We start from the raw sequence: 19,473 nt of genomic DNA, 5'->3' as shown, positions 1-19,473 counted from the left end.
ATTCGTTGTACGAGTTGAAATGGCGACCTGTGGGCGCCACTCGAGTACTTACGCGCGTCCCTCGCGGCGAGAGATCTATTTTGTCTGCCCAACCTGGTATCCTGGAGTGTCGGATATCAAGGGGTGCATGTGTTTCCAGTTATTGATCTCTTCGCCGGGCCCGGAGGTCTGAATGAAGGATTCTCAAGTGTCAGGGACGAGCGGGGCGACTTCGTCTTCAAAACGTTGGCGTCGTTTGAGATGGATAGCCTTGCCTGCCAGACGCTGAGGTTGCGAGCAACGTACCGGGAGCTCGTTCGGTCCGGGGGCGATCTGCAACCCTACTTCGACTACATCCAAGGCAAGAAGACGTGGCAGTCCGTTCTCACAGGTGACTTCAAAGAGGCCTACCTGGCGGCGAAAGCCCACGTCTATCAAGTGGAACTCGGAGAGAACAACCGCCCCGACGTGGACAGCTTTATTGAACAACAGCTCGGGCCGGAGAGTGAGCGTGGACATTGGGCGCTCATCGGCGGCCCACCGTGCCAGGCGTATTCCCTTGCGGGGCGGTCGCGCAGGACTGGAGATGAATCCTTCGCGTCAGACCACAAGCATTTCCTTTACCGTGAGTATCTCCACATCTTGGGCAAGTTCAAGCCCACGATTTTTGTCATGGAGAATGTCAAAGGGCTTCTCTCGTCGAAAAACGGCGACAGCAGCATGTTCCAAACGATATTGGGTGACCTCAAACGTCTCCCCGGTGGTGCGAGCTATGAAATCCGTTCTTTAGTAGTGGACGCCGATCCGCAGGACTTGGACCCGTCTGACTTCATCATCCGCTCCGAAGAATACGGTGTGCCGCAGAAGCGGCACCGCGTCATTCTGCTCGGAGTTCGAAGTGATGTCGCAGCCGGTATTCCTCGACGGATTATCGACAAGGCTGACGGGGCAGTCACGGTCCGAGCAGCCGTCCAGACGATGCCCAGCGTTCGAGCACAGACCTCCGGCCGGAAGCCGAAGATCGATCAAGACTGGCTCGCGGTCCAGGCTGAGGGGCTAAGCCATATACGTGGAATAGACGTAACCTCGAAGCTGGAGCCCGTAAAGGCAGGAGTGCTAGCCGTCGACGCCTACGAATCATGGGTCCTAGATGACAGGCTAACGGTACCGGTGCAACACGAACCCCGCGCACACATGGTTTCGGATCTGGCGCGGTATCGCGTGATGGCAGAGCTAGCAGAGCGCCTAGGAAAGAGCCCGAAGTACACCGACCTGCCGGCAACGCTCCATCCTGAGCACCGAAACGTCGGCAAAGTGGGAACGCCCTTTACAGACCGCTTTAGGGTGCAGGTTTGGGACGCACCCGCCACGACGGTGGTTTCACACATTTCCAAAGACGGGCACTACTACATTCACCCGGATCCAGAGCAGACGCGCAGCTTCACGGTACGCGAAGCCGCGCGGCTCCAATCCTTTCCCGACAACTACTTCTTCGAAGGGCCCAGGACGCAGCAATTTCACCAAGTGGGGAATGCCGTGCCCCCGCTGCTTTCTAAGCAGATAGGTGATGTCGTTGCCGACATGCTGGAGTCTCTTAAGGAGTAAAGGTCCGGAATCCCTTCGCATTCGCGGATGCGGCAAGACTAAGCAGTCTGGCGGACTGACGCTCGGTCGGGAACCCTGACTTCCGGCCCGTCACCAGGTCGAGAATGCTCAGGTCGGTTGGGCTGCCGACGCCGTTTCCCAAAGAGAACTCGCGCAGCTCCAGCCAGTGCTCCTTAGGTATCTCAAAGACGCGCTTCTGTTGGTTAATTCCGTTGTCGATCTTCTGCGTTTCCTTGCCAGTTCGTCCCCTTTGCGCCACAGCCGCGGGATCAGCGAGCCCCGCGAGGAAAGCCTCAGGAAGCCGCATTGGTATCGCGCGGACCAAGTCCCAACAGGCTACTTTCTTGGCCCACTCGGTAACGTTTTGTGTTGGCCGATGTTCACTCGTCAGCGCTGCCTGCACGGACTGACCAATTTCTATCGCCAGGTCCAAGACGTTCTGGGGCGCGGCTTGAGAGCGCCAAATCAAGTCGAAGTCCATCAAACGGCCACGACCCTGCGTCTCAACAAGACTAGCCATTTTCGCCACTGTGTAAGTGACGATATTGGCAAGGTAGGCCCGGTCCCGCTGATACCAGTCAGTATTCCTCACTGCCGAATGGATAGCCGAAAACAGAATTGCCTTGGCAATCGCGTCTTTGAAATAGATCTCATTGATGGAGGATTCGTCTTTGTCCCATGCCTTCGCGACCAATTCCGCAAAAGCGATGAAGTTCTTCTGGGCACCTGCGCTGACTATGTGAGGACGCTGCTCCCACGACATTACGAATTTGGCCAAAGCTGGCTTGTCGAACTTCTGGTGCTTTGGATAAAGCTTGTCGAAGCGTGGAGCCTCGGCCCTAGGCAGCTTATTCTTCTCATTTTCGTACTGACCGCGTGTTCGCTCGTAGTACCACTTAGTGTTGTAGGTGGCGCCCGCCATGGTCGGGGCCAGCACCCGTCGTGACAGCTCTTCGATGCGGACATGGTATGGGCTGTTCGAAAAGAAGTCGGCTGCGCTAACAGCGTTTTGGCTGTTGGCAAACCTTGAGATGCTGGGCACGAGTTCGCTGGCCACGGCGGGCGCAACCACAACCAGCTTCATGGGGACGAAGACATTCTGCAGAACAGCCTTGTCCTTGGCTTCCTTGTCAACGAAGAACAACGACGCCGTCGTCTGTCCGCCGTTGACGATCTGGAGGTCCTCGATAGTTAGAATTGTCGACTTATCACCGTCCGTTTGTACCGAGGTGGCAGTCGCCGTGACGCCATTGTTGAACGCCATGAAATTTTGAGGTGCAGAGTAGATAGTCTCGCGAATGCCCTTATTGACCTTCCCCCTGTTGGTCAAGTAGGAGCGCACGTTGCTCTCCAGCAGCCTGCTGCCGTACCGGCCGTAGAGTCCTGCAAGGACGCTTCCAGGCACCGACGCAAGGTAGGTCGCAAACTCCGGAGTTGACTCAACCTTCAGCGCGGGGAGGCCTGCCTCCTGCCACTCTCGTAGGTCAATCTGCAGCGGTTCCCGGCCGCTCTGTGATTCATGCAGTTGATGTAGTCGGTCAACGTCCCAGAGCTGGTAGTCGACGGGGATGCCGTTCAATGTTTCGCTTGGAAGCTCACGCAGCCTGTTGCTCAGCTGCCCGTCCGTCAGCAGATAGAGGCGGTACCGGGAGACATTGCCACCCCGATTGCGTAGGTCGTAAGCGAGCTGATAAGCCGGCGAGCTCTCCTCTCGGCCTTCCAAGAAACTTCCGTCGAGTGACTCGGTCAGAAAGTACTGAAGCGCCTTCAGAGCACCTTTCGCATCCGTGGAGGAAATCACTTGAATTTCAGGCGAGCCGACGTAGATCGTCGCGACTAGCGCAACGCTGTTGTCGGCGTTGTCGAGGTCGTAACCGTTTACCTTCAACCTGCGCCGGCGTGTCCCCGTTCCGTCGAAGTCTAACGTGACGACATCGTCAAACTCGCCGGCTTCTGTGAGCAACTCCGCGCAATGTCGCGCGAACGCCGTCGCGGTGAACTCGCCGTCAGCATCGGCCAAGGACCCGACGGAAGCGAGCAGGTTCTCGTGGTAACTATGAACGTTCAATTTAGATCCCTGTAGTTTTGCATCCGGCTAAGCGCCGTTTCTGCATCGATTGCGAATTCGTCGAGTGCTGTTAGCTCCAGTCGATATTTCACGCCCGTCACTCCTGGAGCCAAGTCTCGCGGCGTGATCCGGGGGAACCCGTCGGACACGACGTAATAGTCCAGGCTGCGGCTACTAAAGTACGTCCCGGCATAGAACTCTTCGCTCGGGTCAAACCCCAGTTCATCGAGTGCGCTGTCAAACGCATCAAGATCTCCGTCGTCAAGAGCTACGGAGTCCCTCGCGAGGACGACCTTATCGGCAAGCGACGTGAACCCAGGAAGGGACTTCGCGCTATCGGCAACTTCAACGGAGACCAGGACGATATTGTCGCCGTCGAGCTGATATTCGGAAGCAATCCTCAACGCGTGAGTGCTTGCATGCCGGCTCTTTACTTCGTAATGAACCTCGACGAACTGGAAGTCCTGGTCAGATCCATAGGGTCCCTGCCAGCCTTCAATGATCAATGAGGATCCAACTCGCTGTCCAAGGACGTTGAACCCGAAGTCCAATTCCGCAAACAGGCCCCTGCACTCCTCCATACTGAGCACTCTTCTCTTCGAGGCTTGAAAGAGTTGGCGCCACTCGGCAAAGCACTCCATTGCGGTGAAGAGCCCTCCACTCTCGGTCATGGATTCGGAAACCTTTTCGTGCACATGACCGCACAGCTGCATGAAGACCTCGCTGAACTTGGCGTCCTCCAACGTGAGCAGAAGAATCCAGGTCCCGTCATGCTCCCGCTCCGCCCGAACGATGGTCACTGCGTCTGAAAGTTGTGGGAGGCCAGGCGGTTGGCGAGTGATCAAGCCGAAGCTCAATCGTCCGACTTCGTCCGCGCCGTAGACCATGCGAGTGGCCAGCATTGGGTCCAGCTCCCGCAGAGTCGCAAGTCCCCCGCGGACTTCGGTCTGCCAGCGCTCGGGAGTCCAAGATTCAACCGTCATGACAGCTCCTCGTAGTCAGCCATCCAGTACCTCTGAGCCACCTTGTTCAGAACGTACTTAACCCGGCCGTTCTTACTGTTGTAGTCGGAATCAGACGTCGGCAGGGCAATCTTAAGGGCGGTAAAGGCAGCTTTGGGATCCCTCGCAGCCACCGTGAGTTCACTCATTAGTTCGGAGATCTCCCGTGTGACGGTCAAGTTCTCATCCGGTTGGACACCATCATCATGGCTGGGTTCGACCGCATAAACCATGAGCTGGGGACAGCGTAGATATCTGTAAAGTGCGCGCTCGGGAAGAAACCCACCCTGTGCAGAAGCAGTCGGTTCGGAAGTTTCGACGGTTGGTTGGTCTAGATAGGCGGCAATTGCTTCCGCTTCCACTTCCGGGTCCAAGACTTTACGCAAATCGTCGCTTCCGGCGAGCCGCGTCTTCTTTCCGCTCACCCAGAGCGATGACCCCGTGAGCGTGCCGTCCTTGGCCGTCAGATGTCGAAGCATCAAAGCGCGGCCAACCTTGAACACCGACTTTCCAGGAACAAGCTCAGCCAAACTTGGCAGCTCCGAGTCCCCCTTCTTCTTGGGCCCATTCATGAAGGTCACGTCCCATGTTTGGAACTGCTCCCCCGGGCTGGCCCTGACCATCCTTTCCAGCCCACTTCCCGTGAAGAAGATGTCATCGTCAGCTGCCTTGTAGCTGTGCAACAGGTCTGCGACGAGCCCCTTCGGGACGTTTCTAAACCGCGTATATCCTCGGGCGGATTCGTCGGTTGTGCAGCCCGAAGCGAGTGCAGCTGCTGCCAACTCCTGTGCGGCAGCAAAATTGTCGGCTTGGACGGCCGGGTTCGCTGACAGCTTCCGGGTCTCCAAGTTTCGGCCAAGGAGGTTGACTTCCTTCTCGTACTGCACAGTGTGCTTCATTTTGTTCCGCGCCGTGATGAGCAATGATTCCGGATGCTGCTGAACCGCCAAGCCAAAATCGCGCGGGGTCATGTTGTTCCGGTGCATGTGGGCGAGATCGTCCCGTAGTTCCTGGATGGCCGCACCCACGAACCGATAATCCGCTGCGGTCTTTTCGCTGATCCACAACCGGCAAACATCTTGGAAACCGTCACGGTAGCCAAACCATCGCGCCATCTGCATCATTGTGTCGGCAGCGCCGACGCTACGGTGGAAGTAGCTGACCACCAGGCCATCCAGCGTAAGTCCTCGACTGAGCAGGTCACCGCCGACGGCGATCTGCCTTGTCGGAACCTCCTCGCGATAGTCCTCGTCCTCCGCCTTGTCCACACTTGAGTTGTAGACCTTGACTCGGACATCTGCTACAGACTTGTGAAGCTCGGCAAGAATCGAGGCCCAAGACGGACCCGTTGAACCGAACTGCTTTTCGAACGTCGACTTCAGCTCGTCGAGAACGGCGTTACTTTTCCCTGCCGAGTAGGTGAGGGCGTGGAGCTCGATGGCCGATTTGTAACGGTACAGTTCTTCAGTCAAGAGGTCGCCGACAGTATCCTGAACGTTCGTAAAGCGAGATACATTGACCAACATTGAACGCTTGGTTGGCGACTTGACCCGACCATCCAAGATTGCATTGGCGAGGAGAAAGCTCCTGGCCGCCTCCTTGAGGCTCTCCGGGAGGGGACCAACAACTTGCGATTTCCGGTGCTTCACCGGGATCCATTGCTGAGCATCGGTCAGGTACTGCACCGAATGCGGACGGTCCTCTTCGTCAGTACCAAAAGTTGCCCGAATTCCAACATAGTTACTGGGGGCCTCGAGCGGGTAGATGTAGTCCTCGGGGAAGAGATCGTCCACGGCTTCACCATCGTCTTGGACGATTCCGGACGCTTCGTAATCAATGAAGATGTTGGCGAAAGGCGTCGCCGTAATTGCCACGTAGGATGACCGCGTAAAGCTAGACAAAATCTTTCGGATTGAACCGTTGATAGCGGTTGGGTCCTCCGCCTCGTTCGTGTTAACCGACGCGTAGTCCGATTCATCGTCAAGAAGCAGCACAGGAAGGTCTATACTTCCGTGGCTGTCGGCCTTGCCTCGAGCCCAACCATTGACAGCGTCCAAGACAAACTTGTTCTTCTTCAGGACAAAGACGAGGGGTCCTGAAGAGCTAGAGGGAAGTGGAACATCAATCCCGTTCTTTGTGGCTTGCAAATAGTCCATGAGGACGGTGGTCAGGCTGGTGGCGTTCGCGACCTCTTGGTCTATCTTGCCAACACCGATGTGTAGGTCTTTGAGAACTGCCCCCTTCGGCATACCGACTCGGCGGGTATCCCGGCCAATAAAGCCCTCGTCCACCCTCTCGTGCGTTTGACGCCTGAGGTATTCGGTATTGCCTGAGAGAATGATGATCAAGCGGTACCCAGCGTCGGCCGCTTTATTGATCAGTGCCAGGTAATTCTGCGTCTTGCCGGATTGCACGTCACCAATGATCAGTCCGCGCCGGTTCCAACGGCCTGGCTTCTGCGGGTTGCCGGCGAGGTCCAAAACGTCGTCGGTGAACTTGTCGAGCCGATCGAGGACGCGTCCGGACCGCCCCTGTTTGGACAGCATCTTCCGGTAGGCACGCCACCTGCGCCAGTTAATCTCGGATTTGAGGTCTTTGAGCCAAGGCTCGTGGTCCTTTTTTGTGACGGGGCCAGGCCCGGGTCCCGGGATATCTGCACTCACCGCCGCCAGCACGTGCCGGATGAGCTGCTCAAGTTCGTCATCGCTGGCATCGGTTCGCATAATTGGTGTGAATGCGGTGAAAGCGGCCCTTACGTCCTGTTCTTTGAGCCCCGTACGCGTTTCGCCCGTGGCAGGGTCCGTAAGGTACCCAAAAACGGCGCCCTCGAGCGCGGACAATGGAAACACCATGGTGGGAATAGTCATCGGTTCTTTACCGCATTCTCAAGAATTCCGCGCGCGCGGGGATGGACATTAAAGGGTTCGGAATTGAGCATTGAGTCTATGAACAGCTCCGGGCCAAGTGTCCCGTTTAGCGATTCCCAAAGGGATACGGCCAACATGTTCAGCTCGGCATCGTCCGCCGTATGTGGCGAATGAACTGCATCCTGTCCGAGTCTGTTGTAAACGTCTTCCACTGGAAACGATTGCTCCAACATCGTGATTAGCGCCCCCAACAGCCCTGAGTCATCGGATGCCATGCTCCCCGCCAACGCAACGACTGCCGGGTGATTTCGATTTATTTCATAGCGGAATGATGTTCGGTCATCGACGACGTCCCACAAGTGGCTGACAGGTCCGATGTCCGCTCGCCGTCCCCTGTATTCGTGAACGCGGCGACTAGGTCCGACAATGTTGTCCGCAACTTGGCGCAGCCGGTTTCTTATGGCTGGCGGAGGAACAGCTTGGGCCTTCTTGATGTCCAAAGCCCACAAATGATCCAGGGTGTTGGGGATGTCCACCTTCACGCGCGCCAGTTTTCCGAGCTCCTGTTTGGGAGCTATCCGGAACCACGTGCCCCAGATGACGAGTCGCTTTTCCCGGTAAATGTAAAACCCTTGGCTGTCCCTAAGCGATCCATCGACTTGAGCCTTCTGCCTGTCCGCGCTGCTGAGTTTGTTTAGATGCGGAAGGGTGAAGGGACGAAGCTCGATGACTTCTCCCTCGACATTTATTTTTTCGACTGGACCAGGTTGAGTTGCTTTGTGACTTTGAAGCAGTGGGTCGGCGCCTTCGATCTTTCGATAGTTGATTGCGATGTCAAACTTGCCCCCGTGCTCGCCCGCCAAGTACCGGTGGAACACAAGGCCCAGGTGCTTACGCACTCGCACCATGCTCTCGTCGAGCCCACTCCCCAGGTTTCCGGTCATGGCTTCAAGCTGGTCAAGCTTCCGCCACAGCACCAAAGTCCCCGTCGGATGCTTTTCAAGTTCCGAGAACTCTGGAAGATCACGGCATTCGTCTTCGGACAGCTGGAGCAGGCTCCAGGTACCAGTTTGTATCAGGTAGTCCAGATCCCACTGGTAACCGTGGAGCTCGCCGTCCTTTTTTGAGACGACGGTCAAATCGCGGCATTGCGATATGGAAGCTGTCTTCAAGCCAAGCCCAAATCGTCCCAGGTCATTTGCCGCTCTGCCTGACAGCGAGCTCTTCCCAGCCAGCCGCATGGCATTCTGCGCCTCGGAGGAGGACATGCCCGCACCATCGTCAATGACGGCAACGTATTGCTGACCTTCCCCGGAGAACAGAAGGTCGACACGGGAAGCCCCCGCTGTAATCGAGTTATCAATCAAATCCGCGATAGCCGTTTCGAGGGTGTAACCCACGGCGCGCATCGATTCCATGAGGTGCGGATCGGGCACCATGGTTATCGCTTCAGTCAAACTTTCCCCCACACATATCATCCACCGGCCAAGAACGCTCGATGGTGAGACAACAATAACCGCAGGGACTGACATATCTCGATGACACGATGTCTGGTGTCGCCAAGGCGCTGCCCTTGCTGATGGAACGGGCGATTCGGTGGCACGTCACCCCTCCGTACACTTTCTCCTCCTCTGGTGAGCGTCTGAGGAAGAGGTGGATCTGATAAACGCCCTCACCTCAAAGAATTAGGAGACACGCCCTAGTCGGCATCTATAGATCATGTTCACAACGGAGATCACCGAATGGAAGGGGCACGGCTGAATCCTTGGCTAACCCTGTACAAGAAGGGCAAAAGTCGCACAATCCTGCGTAAATGCTGTACGTCTGCAGGAAGTTTTTCCTGGCCCCGGGAAGTAGCATCACGATGTGCGCACCGTTCGATGGGGGAAACAATGACCGAGCCAACCGTCACGCCCTTCGAATTGCTCTCAGAAAGGCTGCGCCGCAACGTAGCTGACCGGGATGAGGCCCTGAAAGCCATCGCCAATCATATGGGCGCCTCAACGTCGGCGCTCGAAGCGGCGAAGCTCGTACGCTCCGTGGCGATAGTGTGGATGGCCCGGACCGGTTACCTGACGGCCACCCACGTGACGATTGCAAGCAAGCGCCATCCCATGAACATCACCGCGGCCGCGAAAAAGTTGGGGATGGCGTACGGCACGCTTAGCCCCTACGTGCTCGCCGGTCAGGCCTTGGCGAATAAGGGGCGGGTCAAGCTGATGGACGATCCGGAGCAGGTCGACATCGACATCGTCGAGAAGTCTTTCGACGACGGGGCACGCGCCGACCGGAAAGCGATCCGGGCGAAGGCTAAAGCCGAGAAAGCTGCGAAGGAACTCGCTGGAAGTGCGGGCGCCACGGCGGAAGTCATTGCGGAAGCTACGCTGACCGGAGCGTCCGTGCTCGAAGCCTCGGTTCGGTTGTTGAACACGTTGGGTGTTTTCCTTCAGAGGGGCGGCAAGCTGTCGGACGCGGAGCGGGCGAAGCTCGAAGGGAAGCTCGGGGAAGCCGCGGCGCTGATCGCCTAGTGGTGAGCAGGCCCCCGGGGCTTCGGTCCCTGGGTTCCTTCCCATGTCCGCTTTTTCTCTCTCGTCCCTTTGTCCCCTTGCCCGTGATGAGCGTGCGCCGCTGTTTCGCCGGTCCCGGGTTTTGCCAAAGGCCCCGTTTGGCCAGTTTTCGACGCTGACTCCGTCGCAAACTCCGATCGCAGCGGAGACACTGCCGTCGCATCATTTCCAGCGGCTGAACCAGTGTGCACTCTGGCCGGGACCGAGAAGAATGACCAGCGGGCGCATCCTGGCATCGCAGAGGTGGTGGATCTTCGTCGTCAGCCCGCCGCGGGACCTTCCGATCGCATGGTCACCAGGCTCGTCCAGCAGTTTCATACATTACTGGCGTACCGCTCTTCCATCTGACCCTCCCGAAACGATCCGCCCGCCACTCGACGAGCCAACCTCAGGTCACCACACTGAGGTTGGCCACATTGGAAAGACGGTCGAGGTACTTGGCATGGGCAACTGTTAGGTCGATCAGTTGCTGTACCGACAAACCGTGAGCCTTCTTGTACCGGTAGACAAAGTTGGGGTCGAAGTGCCCGAATGGGCCCTCCAGCTCGGAACTTGGCGAAACAGCCGCGCTCATGGTTCCCAGGATCTCGTCCAGATGATCAAACAAGAAGAGTTCAGGGTATTGTCGAGCAAACTCTGCTCTCTTCATCTTCGCCAATTTTCCTTTGCCACGGAGATGGTCGAGTATCATCGCTAGGCGCAGAACTCCCTCTTGATACTGCCATCCAGTGAGGATTTCCTCTTCACCGGCCGTCGTCCGCATGAACCACGAAACCCAGGGTTGCGAGTGACTCATCCCGCTTTCAGCGCCGCCTGCATGGACTCCCGCTTCCGCCACCTCGTCGATGAGCAAGGCAGCAACGTGGGCTGCCCGCGCTTTCACCAACCCCGTCACGGCCTGCTTGGGCAGCGTCTGGGCGAGGGACAGGGCATCGAGGAAAGCCTCCTCCTCGATGCTGCCAATCAGTGCCCTGGCCATGAGCGCTGACAATGCGCGAAGCACCGTGCAGTAACGGCGCACCGTCTCAACCTCGTACGAATCTCGGATTCCGTCGAATGCCAGTTCCAGGGACTCAGCCAGCGTCTCGAAGCTCAGGTGATGCCAGGTGATCGGGGAGCCGTTCTTGAGTTGGAACGCTGAGGAGTATCCACGCTCCAAGAAGGAGTGCCTTGTCGGGCTCAGCAGAAAGGCACCGCCCACTGGCAACTTCCACTTGGACATCTTGCCGGCGTACTTATCAAGTTGATCGGGGTTGGGGACTGAAAACACCTTGTTCTCGATCACCAGCGATCCCCGGTCTGGCCAATGCATGACTAGGTCGAGGTTCTCCCGCTCACGTTCCACCCTTCTGGTGCCAGCCCCCGTCGCTAGGCCAGGTACTAGCGAGCCGAAAACTTCATCCGCTTGGTCGGGAAACGTCTCGAATATCCACGCGAGCATGTTGCTGTGAAATAGCTCGCTGTTGCCGAACATGATTCTGCCAAGCGCCTCGGTTTGCAGCATTCCGGAGATGTCTTCAGCGCTTTCATCAGCCGGACCGGGAACTCCCTCCAAAAAAAGGCGGACAGGGTTCGCAGCCCCCTTCGCCGGTGCCAGATGACGAACGGATGAGTCAAGCCAGGATCGCGTCTCGTCGGTCTCGTGTCCTTCGAAGTACGAACGGTTCGGCGCGCCTCCCGCCTCCTTCGGCGCCGTTTCTTCGTCGGCTGTTCCCCACCTGTCAATCGCATAGGCGGTTCGAACTACACCGTCAGCAATACCAAGGGCGATTTCAGCTTGGTTCCTGCTTCCCTCGCCGATTCGCCAATTGCCACGAGTAGCGTTGTAGAGTGCCTGTTGCGAAACATCCTCGTTGTAGGTCCTACTGATCACGAACATCACGACCGGACGATCGATTGCCGGCAACGGCTCGTGTTCAACGCTGTCTTCTATTGATGGCTTCATTGGTCCCTCAAATGGATGTCACTTATTCAATCCGCATCACGGCAGGACGTGTCCAAAAGTCTCCGTCACAAGCGGATATAGCCGACCGTCAAGTCCCCTGTACCTTGAATGAAGATCGACCAGCCGTCCACCAATTTCTAGCCATCCAAAGTTATCAATCGTCGCCAGCGGTTCATTGTCACGCGCCAAGACCCAGCTGGTATCTTCCCAAGGCTGCAGACGGTCGCGGGTGACCAGCGACTCTGAGTCCAGCGGACCGCCGCGGGCCGCTCCGGTGAGCCACTGCCGTCGATCCCCCAACGTCATTTCCAGGACTGATGCCATGACGCGATAGCCGAGAGCTCTGGGGGACGTCTGCGGGGATTTGGACGGGCGATGGACCCCCAGAGACTCTTCCAGCGAGACGGCAATGGCGTTGGCGGAGGGCATGCCAAATGCCTTGTCCCATGGCAGCTCGAACACGATATTGTCTGCAGAACCGGCCGTGAAACCCAGTCCGGAACGACGGGCGGAGTAACGCAGACCACTTGCACTCGTCGCCACGAGGGCGTCTGCATGTGCATCCGAACCGCCGTCGTACGTAATTCCGATGTAGAGACCCGGGTCCCGCCGACTCAGTTCACTCGCCACCCTCCACGACAGCGCATTGAGTTGGCGATATCGAACTGTCCCGTGTTCTGCAAAGATCATTGCGTTCCTCCCGGACACTGCGTGCCCTAGATCAGTCGCTGTTGACACCATTCTTCATGCCGAGCGCCGCCCTTTGAGCGAGCGCCGCGCGGGGCCGTCGCTAAGACTTGCCCCGCACCCACAACCGCGACGGCCTCCCCCTCGTCCCGTCCGATATCTGCCCCGTCCCAGCCAGCTTCGGCTCCATGAACCGCCGGAACGTGTCCCGCATCAGCGTCTGCCCAGCGACAGCCTCATGCAGCTCCCGCAGGTCCTTCAACGTGAACGGCTCATCCAGCAGCGCCCCAGGATCCGGCGCCTCGACATAAACGGCCCGCAGCCACTCCGCTGCCTTCGCCACGATGTCCGAATGCCCGTAGGGCAGACCGGCGATCAGCTCCGGTTCCCCGGTCACGGAAGCCAGCCTGACGCCGTCGGACTTCAACGCCTCCTCCAGAGCCGCCAAAGGCACCACGTCCACGTGCGCCACTGACAAAACCCAGCCGCGGTCATCGCGCCCCGGCTCATCAAACACCTGCAGCTGGCGCGGCACTCGCCCGGAAATCCCAACCTTCTCCCGCAAGCACCGCAGCACCGCATCCGCCAGGGTCTCGCGCTCGCGCAGGAACGTCCCCGCCAGGGCCCACCTTCCGTGCTGATGCTCCTCCGCACGGCGCACCAGCAGCACGCACACGCTCCCCTCCGCGACGGTCAGCACCGCCGTGTCCACCGCCACCGACGGCCGCGGGTAGTCAAGCAGGGACGGGGCATCACTGTTCTTGGAATCCTTCACATCACCATTTATCGCAGTATTGCGCTAAAGACGCAAGCCGTGCATACTTAGATGAATTAGCGCAGAAGTGCATTAATCAACCGGAGGTCACCATGAAAGTCCCACAGCTTCACGTCGGCGCCGGCAGCAGGCTCGGCCCCCTGAGCATCTTCCCCGTCTGGACCTCCGGCTCCGGCAGCCTCGGCATCAGCACCGGCACGCGCGCCGACGTCGCCGTCACCGAACTCGCCAGCGGCGCCCAGGTGGCCCGCCTCACCGTCACCAACAACGGACCGCACTCCGCGCTGCTCCTGGAAGGCGAGCTCCTCGAAGGCGGACAGCAGCACCGGACCTGCGCCCGCGACGTCGTCCTCGGCCCGGGCGAAACCCGCGACATCGACACCTTCTGCGTCGAAGCAGGCCGCTGGGAAGCCGGCGAAACCAGCCACCGCCGGCAGGCTCGGCGCGCCCCGCTCAACGTCTGGTCCGAGCTGGCCAACGGCCCCGGCGGGCAGCGCGGCGGCAACCGCCAGGGCCGCATCTGGGAACGGGTCAGCCGCTTCGACAACGCCCGAGGCGTCTCCGCGACCAGCTCCCTGCTCGACCACATGGACCTGTTCAAGGACGACAAGGAGGAACGGAACCGCTTCAGCGCCGCGGACGCACCGAAGCCGCTGGAAGGCCAGCGCGGCATCGTTATCGGGCTCGGCCAGCAGCCGCTGCTCCTGGAGGTCTTCGGCACCAACACGCTCTTCCTCCGCCACTACCGCCAGCTGATCGAGGCGGCGCTGCTGGACCTCGAGCTCCTGCCACCCCAGGCACTGGCATCCGGACCGATGCCCGGCCAGCGCGCCCGCGACTTCGCCGCCCACGTCCAGGCGATGGACTTCGGGGCGTTCGACGACGGCACTGCGGCCGTGGAGATCCGCGACCACGGCGCACTCCGCAGCCGCAACGTCTCCCGCGCCGCCGGAGCGGTCACCGCCGCAGGCATCGCCGTCGCGCTCCCCCAGCGCCGCCCCCAGCTGGCCCACCTGACCGGCTGGAACACCAAACACCCCCTGATGGAGATGGCATGAAACTGAACCCCTTGCAAAATGACCGCGCGGCCGGCGTCCTCGTCGCCCTGGCCGCGGGCGACGCCCTCGGAGCCGGCTACGAGTTCGGCGCGCCGCTGCCGGACGGCGCCGAAGTAACCATGAAGGGCGGCGGCCCGTTCGGGTTCGCGCCGGCCGAGTGGACCGACGACACGTCCATGGCCATCCCGATCGCCCAGGCGCTGCTGGAATCCGCCTCCGGCGCCGGCTCCTCCTCCCCCGCAGCGCTGACCATGGTGGTCCGGGCCTGGACTTCCTGGGCGGCGGAGGCGAAGGACGTGGGCGCCCAGACGAGCGCCGTCATCGCGGCGGCCCGCCGGCTCGCTTCCGCTGCCGGGCGGAGCAAAGTCCACGCGGCCGACTTCACCGGCGCCGCCGCCGCGGACTTCCACGCCCGCACCGGCCGCAGCGCCGGCAACGGCTCGCTGATGCGGACGGCACCGCTTGCCCTCGCCTCTCTGGACCGGGAGCCGGGCGAACTCATGGCTGCCGCCGGCGTGATGAGCGCGCTGACCCACGCCGACCCCGACGCGCAGGAGGCCTGCGGCCTCTGGTGCGTTGCGATCCGCAACGCGGTGCTCACCGGGCGGCTCGACGTCCGATCGGGTCTGACGCTGCTGCCCGCCGAGCGTGCTTCGGTGTGGCTGGAGCGGATCGAGACGGCTGAGCGTTCCCGTCCCCGCGACTTCACCCGCAACGGCTGGGTGGTCGAGGCGTTCCAGGGCGCGTGGAGCGCCATCCACTATGCGGGCCTGTCGGCGTCCGGCCCCGCCCGACTGCGGGCGGCCTTGGAGGAGGCCGTGCGCGGCGGCCGGGACACCGACACGGTGGCCGCGATCGCCGGCGGACTGGTTGGCGCCGCCTACGGCTACACCGCGGTGCCGTTCGAATGGCGGCGGCGCCTGCACGGCTGGCCGGGTCTGCGTGCCCGCGATCTGATGATTCTGGGCATGGAACTGGGCCGCGGCGAAGGCCGCCGACCTGTGTCCTGGCCACGCGCCGAGCGCCACGACTACAGCATGTGGAGCCGCACCGACGCGCTGGTCCAGCACCCGCACGACGACGGCGTGTGGCTGGGCGGCGTCGGTTCACTCGGGCGGGTGGCGGAGTTGGGCATCGACGCCGTGGTGTCGCTGTGCCGGCTGGGGACGTTGGATGTTCCTGCTGTGGCGGCGGAGAACCACGCCACGTTCTGGGTTGTTGATTCTCCTTTTGAGGAGGAGAACGCGCATGCCGGTTTCGTGCTGCGGGAGGCGGCGGCCGCTGTCGAACGTTTCCGGTCGGAAGGCAAGACCGTGCTGCTGCACTGCGTGCGGGCGGAGTCGCGGACGCCGACCGTGGCCGCGCTGTATGGGGCTTCGGTTGCCGGGGTGTCTCCGATGGAGGCGATGGAGGATGTGCGGCGGGTGCTGCCTGGGGCTCGGCCGAATCCGCTGTTTATGGGGGTGCTAGGAGGCGACAAGGCCCCCGCCGTCGAGTCATAAGGACGACCGCGCGGAGCAGTTGCCGAACAAAGTCCGCGGGTGCTGATAAGAATGACTTGGCATCAGAGGGGATGCTTGTTTGGCACTCAGAATGGGGAGAGTTGCACTTGGGGGAACAAGAGTCCACGTCGCCGGGACGTCAGCGTGATCGGCACCAGATTGCCAGTCGGGCAGTGAAGGCCTACCAGGCAGGTGACCCGCTGCAGCGCATTGCGGCGGATGCCGGTATGAGAGCTTACGACATGCTGCGTCTGCTCAGTACCCGGGTAGCTGATCAGAGCGAGCACCAGCGGTCCGAAGCTCTTCGCGGGCGGTGCTCTGAGACTGCCAAGGTTCTGCGTGAAAATGCCCACCGGATTATTCAGCTTTTGGACGCTGGAATTGACAGCCCTGACATTCCTAGAATTCTGGCCGCTCTCGGCGCCATGATCGACATCGACATTGCTGCAGAGCTGTTGAAGGGCCCTGAAATCTCGAAGCACCTAGAACGTACAGCACCCCGCGCTTTTGTCACTGACAAAATGGGCCTGCTATTCGTGACGGGGTATCAGCGCGGCGTGGAACCCGACTACCGACTGGTACTGGGCAAGGACCCGCTGCCAAGTATGCAGGAGTATCGGGTCCTCTTGGCCCAGCATCTGTCGCGACCGCAGATCGGCCGAGTCATCGCTGTTATAGAAACAACTGCTGAAGCAATTAGTAGGGGCGACAATGCTGGTATTTCTTACTCCGAGTACGGAGTAGCCCGGGACGCTGTTGCCCTTCAAATGGGTATCAACCCGAGTTCATCGTTCCCACCTTCTGGCGAACTGATTCGCGATCGAACGGAGGGAAGGTCTTGGCACTTGGCGCTCGAATCCGTGGGCTTGAAATTTCCCGCTGTGCGGGGCGGATTTTCCGCGGCCGACTTTGAAGATGCCTCCCATTCATACCGCGCCACAGGAGGTCTCTTCGGATCCCCGAAAGATGTCTCCAGTTACGACAGTTGGATGATCGCTGAAGTAGCCGCGGGTCGGGATCGTCCCTCAGTAGTGGCAATCAGACGGCACTTCGGTACATGGGAATCCGTGATCGGCGCGGTGATGCCACCGGAAGTCGAGGATGAGTTCGACGGGATCGTCAATCACTACAGGATTCAGAACAGCCTGGAAGAACGTTGGGCACGTGCGGGCGAACTAGTCGGTGATGTTCTGGCGACCATGCCATGGAATTCGTTCCTGAGCATTGACTACGGTGACGAGACCGACGGACCGCGCAGGCCCTACGCTCAGGCCAGCCCGAGCGCAGACGGGGTCTGGTGCGAAATCGTGTCCGGGGAGTTTCTGCCGGCAGACCAATGGCCCATCAGTGCAGAGTACCTCGAAGGGAATGGCTGGTCCGCACCCGACGATGAAGTGCCAAACTGGCACAAGCAAGGCATCCCGCCCGTCGAAGCGGGGCACCAGATACTCGAGGGCCTGAGATACGGCCGACGTTGCGAGGATGCCACGAAGGTTCGCTGGCACAGCGCAGATTTCCCCGGCGGCCCTGGTCCTGATGGCGGCGTCATCCTAGATGATTCACCAAGTGGAGTGGTCCAAAACCTGCGGAACGCGAGCTAACCGCAACCTGTCGTCCACGCGCGAACAGCGTTCGTGTCGCGGCGGCGAAGAAGCCGCCCGCTGACTAACGTTTGGAACAGCGAGAACCGGACAAGCGGTTCATCAGTTTGGGGGCCACAATGAGGTGCATTCCGGAAGAGCCGGAATTCGGCGAGGGACAGCTGGCGGAGAAGGCCGTCTGGGACGCACTGAGGAGAAGCCTTCCGGACGACGTTGTCCTGGCTCATTCCGTGCACATCCGCGACGGCCGCAACGAATACGAAATTGATCTCCTCGTCCTCTGGCCCGGAGTGGGCATGGCGGCCATCGAAGTTAAAGGGGGCCAGATCACCATCGCCGACGGGCAGTGGTATCAATCGGACCGGAGCAACAGGCGCAAGCTAAAGAGCCCAGTGGCACAGTCGCAGAGCTCGCTACATGCTCTCAAGAACTGGCTGGAGGACCAGCTCGGTTCGCGCCTGAGCAGCCGCTGCGTCTACATGGTCAGCCTGCCTTACACAGAGGTGCCCAACGAATGGGCCATGGCCGGCTGCCCCCGCTCACTCATCCTTGACCAGAGCGATAGCCAGTCCCCTGCCGAGCTTGTCCGCCGGGCGATAGAAAACGAAGGCGGCGGGGCCTCCCCGCTGGCCCCGGCCTTCTTGGAGCGCATCGTCCGCAAGCTGAGCGGAAACCTGGACACCGCCGTCGGGCCGTCCGGCAATCCGCAGGAGGATGAAGATGCCCAGGACCACCTCACGGAGCGTCAATCAGTCCTTCTTCAAGCAACCCGGTCCCTCCCTCGGATCCGGTTCACCGGCGGTGCCGGCAGCGGGAAGACTTGGCTGGCCGTGGAGAAGGCGCGCCTGCTCAGCAGGCAGGGCAAACGCGTCGGCCTCTTCTGCTACAACAAGGGGCTCGGGCAGTATCTGCAGGACCGTGTTGCCACTTGGCGCCAGGCCAAGCCCGTATTCACCGGCGAGTTCCACGAATACGTGCGCGGGCTGGGGGTTCCGGACGGATCAGGGCAGGATTATTTCGATGTGGAGATGCCCCGCCTGCTCAAGGAACTGGCAGCAACCATGGAGCCGCACCAGCGGCTGGATGCCGTCGTCGTCGACGAAGCCCAGGACTTCGCCCCGCTGTGGTGGGATGCGCTGCTCGCCTGCACGAAGGAACCCGACGGCGGCGAGGTGTACGCCTTCATGGACGACCGCCAGGACGTCTACCGCCGGTGGGGAGGCGCGACGGCGGATCTCACCTCCGGCCCCATGGCCACCTTCGTGCCCATCCACATTGATGAGAACCTCCGCAACACCCGCAAAATTGCCGAAACGTTCAGACCCTTTGCCGGCGAGCACTTCACCCCCCGCGGCAGCACGGGATTGCCGGTCCGGGTGGTGGATTGCCCCACCGACGAGGCCCTCAGCCTCGCGGACGACTGCATAGAGGCCCTCATCGCCGAAGGCTGGGCCAACAACCAGATTGCCCTCCTGACCACCAAGGAGCGACACCCGGTGCACTTGGACTTCTACGAGCGCGGCGCCACCGAAGACTACTGGCGCGAATTCCACGCGGGCGAAGCAGAATTCTACGGTCACGTCCTAGGCTTCAAGGGGCTGGAACGGTCCGTGGTGGTCCTGTGCGTCAACGGCTTCAAAGACATGGAACGGGCGGCCGAGCAGCTCTACGTCGGGTTGTCCCGCGCACGGAGCCTTCTGGTCGTTGTTGGTGATTCGGGGTTGCTGGAGGAAGCCGGCGGCCGGGAGCTGAAGGTGGCGTTGTCACGTGCGCAGGCGTGGAATCCGGTGCTGCAGGATCACTAGGTGATGGCGCTCA

General features: G+C 60.4%; 13 protein-coding genes and 1 pseudogene. 6 read left to right on the top strand and 8 right to left on the bottom strand.

The annotated features are described in order from the left end of the window. Window positions 1-129 precede the first annotated feature (129 nt). Window positions 130-1,584, top strand: a complete 1,455-nt coding sequence (locus tag AB0N24_RS07195) for a DNA cytosine methyltransferase (RefSeq protein WP_364122356.1) — start codon at window positions 130-132, stop codon at window positions 1,582-1,584. Here AB0N24_RS07195 and AB0N24_RS07190 read toward each other — a convergent pair. From AB0N24_RS07190 to AB0N24_RS07175, 4 genes are read right to left on the bottom strand one after another with little or no spacing between them, the layout of a single operon-like run. After that, window positions 1,574-3,604: an AIPR family protein gene (locus tag AB0N24_RS07190; RefSeq protein WP_364122354.1), complete on the bottom strand. Its 2,031-nt coding sequence runs from the start codon at window positions 3,602-3,604 to the stop codon at window positions 1,574-1,576. The genes AB0N24_RS07195 and AB0N24_RS07190 overlap by 11 nt on opposite strands. A 44-nt stretch (window positions 3,605-3,648) precedes the next feature. Next, window positions 3,649-4,635, bottom strand: coding sequence for a PD-(D/E)XK motif protein (locus AB0N24_RS07185; protein ID WP_364122352.1), 987 nt, complete (start codon window positions 4,633-4,635; stop codon window positions 3,649-3,651). Further along, the gene (locus AB0N24_RS07180; protein WP_364122350.1) at window positions 4,632-7,520 is read right to left on the bottom strand and encodes a Z1 domain-containing protein; all 2,889 of its coding nucleotides are present in this window, start codon (window positions 7,518-7,520) and stop codon (window positions 4,632-4,634) included. Before AB0N24_RS07180 ends, AB0N24_RS07185 begins: the two co-directional genes overlap by 4 nt. Beyond that, the gene (locus tag AB0N24_RS07175; RefSeq protein ID WP_364122348.1) at window positions 7,517-8,977 is read right to left on the bottom strand and encodes an ATP-binding protein; all 1,461 of its coding nucleotides are present in this window, start codon (window positions 8,975-8,977) and stop codon (window positions 7,517-7,519) included. The genes AB0N24_RS07180 and AB0N24_RS07175 overlap by 4 nt, the downstream gene beginning before the upstream one ends. A 435-nt stretch (window positions 8,978-9,412) precedes the next feature. Between AB0N24_RS07175 and AB0N24_RS07170 the strand changes: the two genes are divergently transcribed. After that, entirely contained in the window at window positions 9,413-10,048 is a 636-nt protein-coding gene (locus AB0N24_RS07170; protein ID WP_364122346.1) for a hypothetical protein, read from the top strand. Between the two features lie 225 nt (window positions 10,049-10,273). Here the strand turns inward: AB0N24_RS07170 and AB0N24_RS07165 are convergent. The 4 genes and pseudogenes from AB0N24_RS07165 to AB0N24_RS07150 all read right to left on the bottom strand — a co-directional run. Next, window positions 10,274-10,393: pseudogene (locus AB0N24_RS07165) on the bottom strand (IS5/IS1182 family transposase); the annotation flags it as partial. 82 nt (window positions 10,394-10,475) lie between these two features. After that, entirely contained in the window at window positions 10,476-12,032 is a 1,557-nt protein-coding gene (locus AB0N24_RS07160) for a PD-(D/E)XK nuclease family protein (protein WP_364122344.1), read from the bottom strand. Between the two features lie 36 nt (window positions 12,033-12,068). After that, a complete protein-coding gene (locus AB0N24_RS07155; protein WP_364122342.1) occupies window positions 12,069-12,722 on the bottom strand; it encodes a hypothetical protein in 654 nt (217 codons plus the stop codon). A 100-nt stretch (window positions 12,723-12,822) separates the two neighbouring features. After that, a complete protein-coding gene (locus tag AB0N24_RS07150) occupies window positions 12,823-13,494 on the bottom strand; it encodes an NUDIX domain-containing protein (RefSeq protein WP_364122340.1) in 672 nt (223 codons plus the stop codon). Window positions 13,495-13,586: 92 nt separating this feature from the next. Here AB0N24_RS07150 and AB0N24_RS07145 point away from each other — a divergent pair, with 92 nt between their 5' ends. The 4 genes from AB0N24_RS07145 (at window position 13,587) to AB0N24_RS07130 (ending at window position 19,460) form a co-directional block, all read left to right on the top strand. After that, on the top strand, window positions 13,587-14,552 hold the full coding sequence (locus AB0N24_RS07145) for a DUF6569 family protein (protein WP_364122338.1): 966 nt from the start codon (window positions 13,587-13,589) through the stop codon (window positions 14,550-14,552). Between the two features lie 11 nt (window positions 14,553-14,563). Beyond that, window positions 14,564-16,054 (top strand): ADP-ribosylglycohydrolase family protein, encoded by a 1,491-nt coding sequence (locus AB0N24_RS07140; RefSeq protein WP_364122336.1) that lies wholly within the window; start codon window positions 14,564-14,566, stop codon window positions 16,052-16,054. A 173-nt stretch (window positions 16,055-16,227) separates the two neighbouring features. Continuing rightward, window positions 16,228-17,655, top strand: coding sequence for a hypothetical protein (locus tag AB0N24_RS07135; RefSeq protein WP_364122334.1), 1,428 nt, complete (start codon window positions 16,228-16,230; stop codon window positions 17,653-17,655). Window positions 17,656-17,774: 119 nt separating this feature from the next. Next, window positions 17,775-19,460 carry an NERD domain-containing protein gene (locus AB0N24_RS07130; protein WP_364122332.1) on the top strand — a complete coding sequence of 562 codons (1,686 nt, stop codon included), beginning with the start codon at window positions 17,775-17,777 and terminating at the stop codon, window positions 19,458-19,460. Window positions 19,461-19,473 lie beyond the last annotated feature (13 nt).

It is taken from the genome of Arthrobacter sp. NPDC093128 (genome assembly GCF_040683875.1).
In the GTDB taxonomy this organism is placed as follows: domain Bacteria; phylum Actinomycetota; class Actinomycetes; order Actinomycetales; family Micrococcaceae; genus Arthrobacter.
Note: the sequence above shows the minus strand (reverse complement) of the source record. Positions and strands in the feature narration are given on the sequence as shown.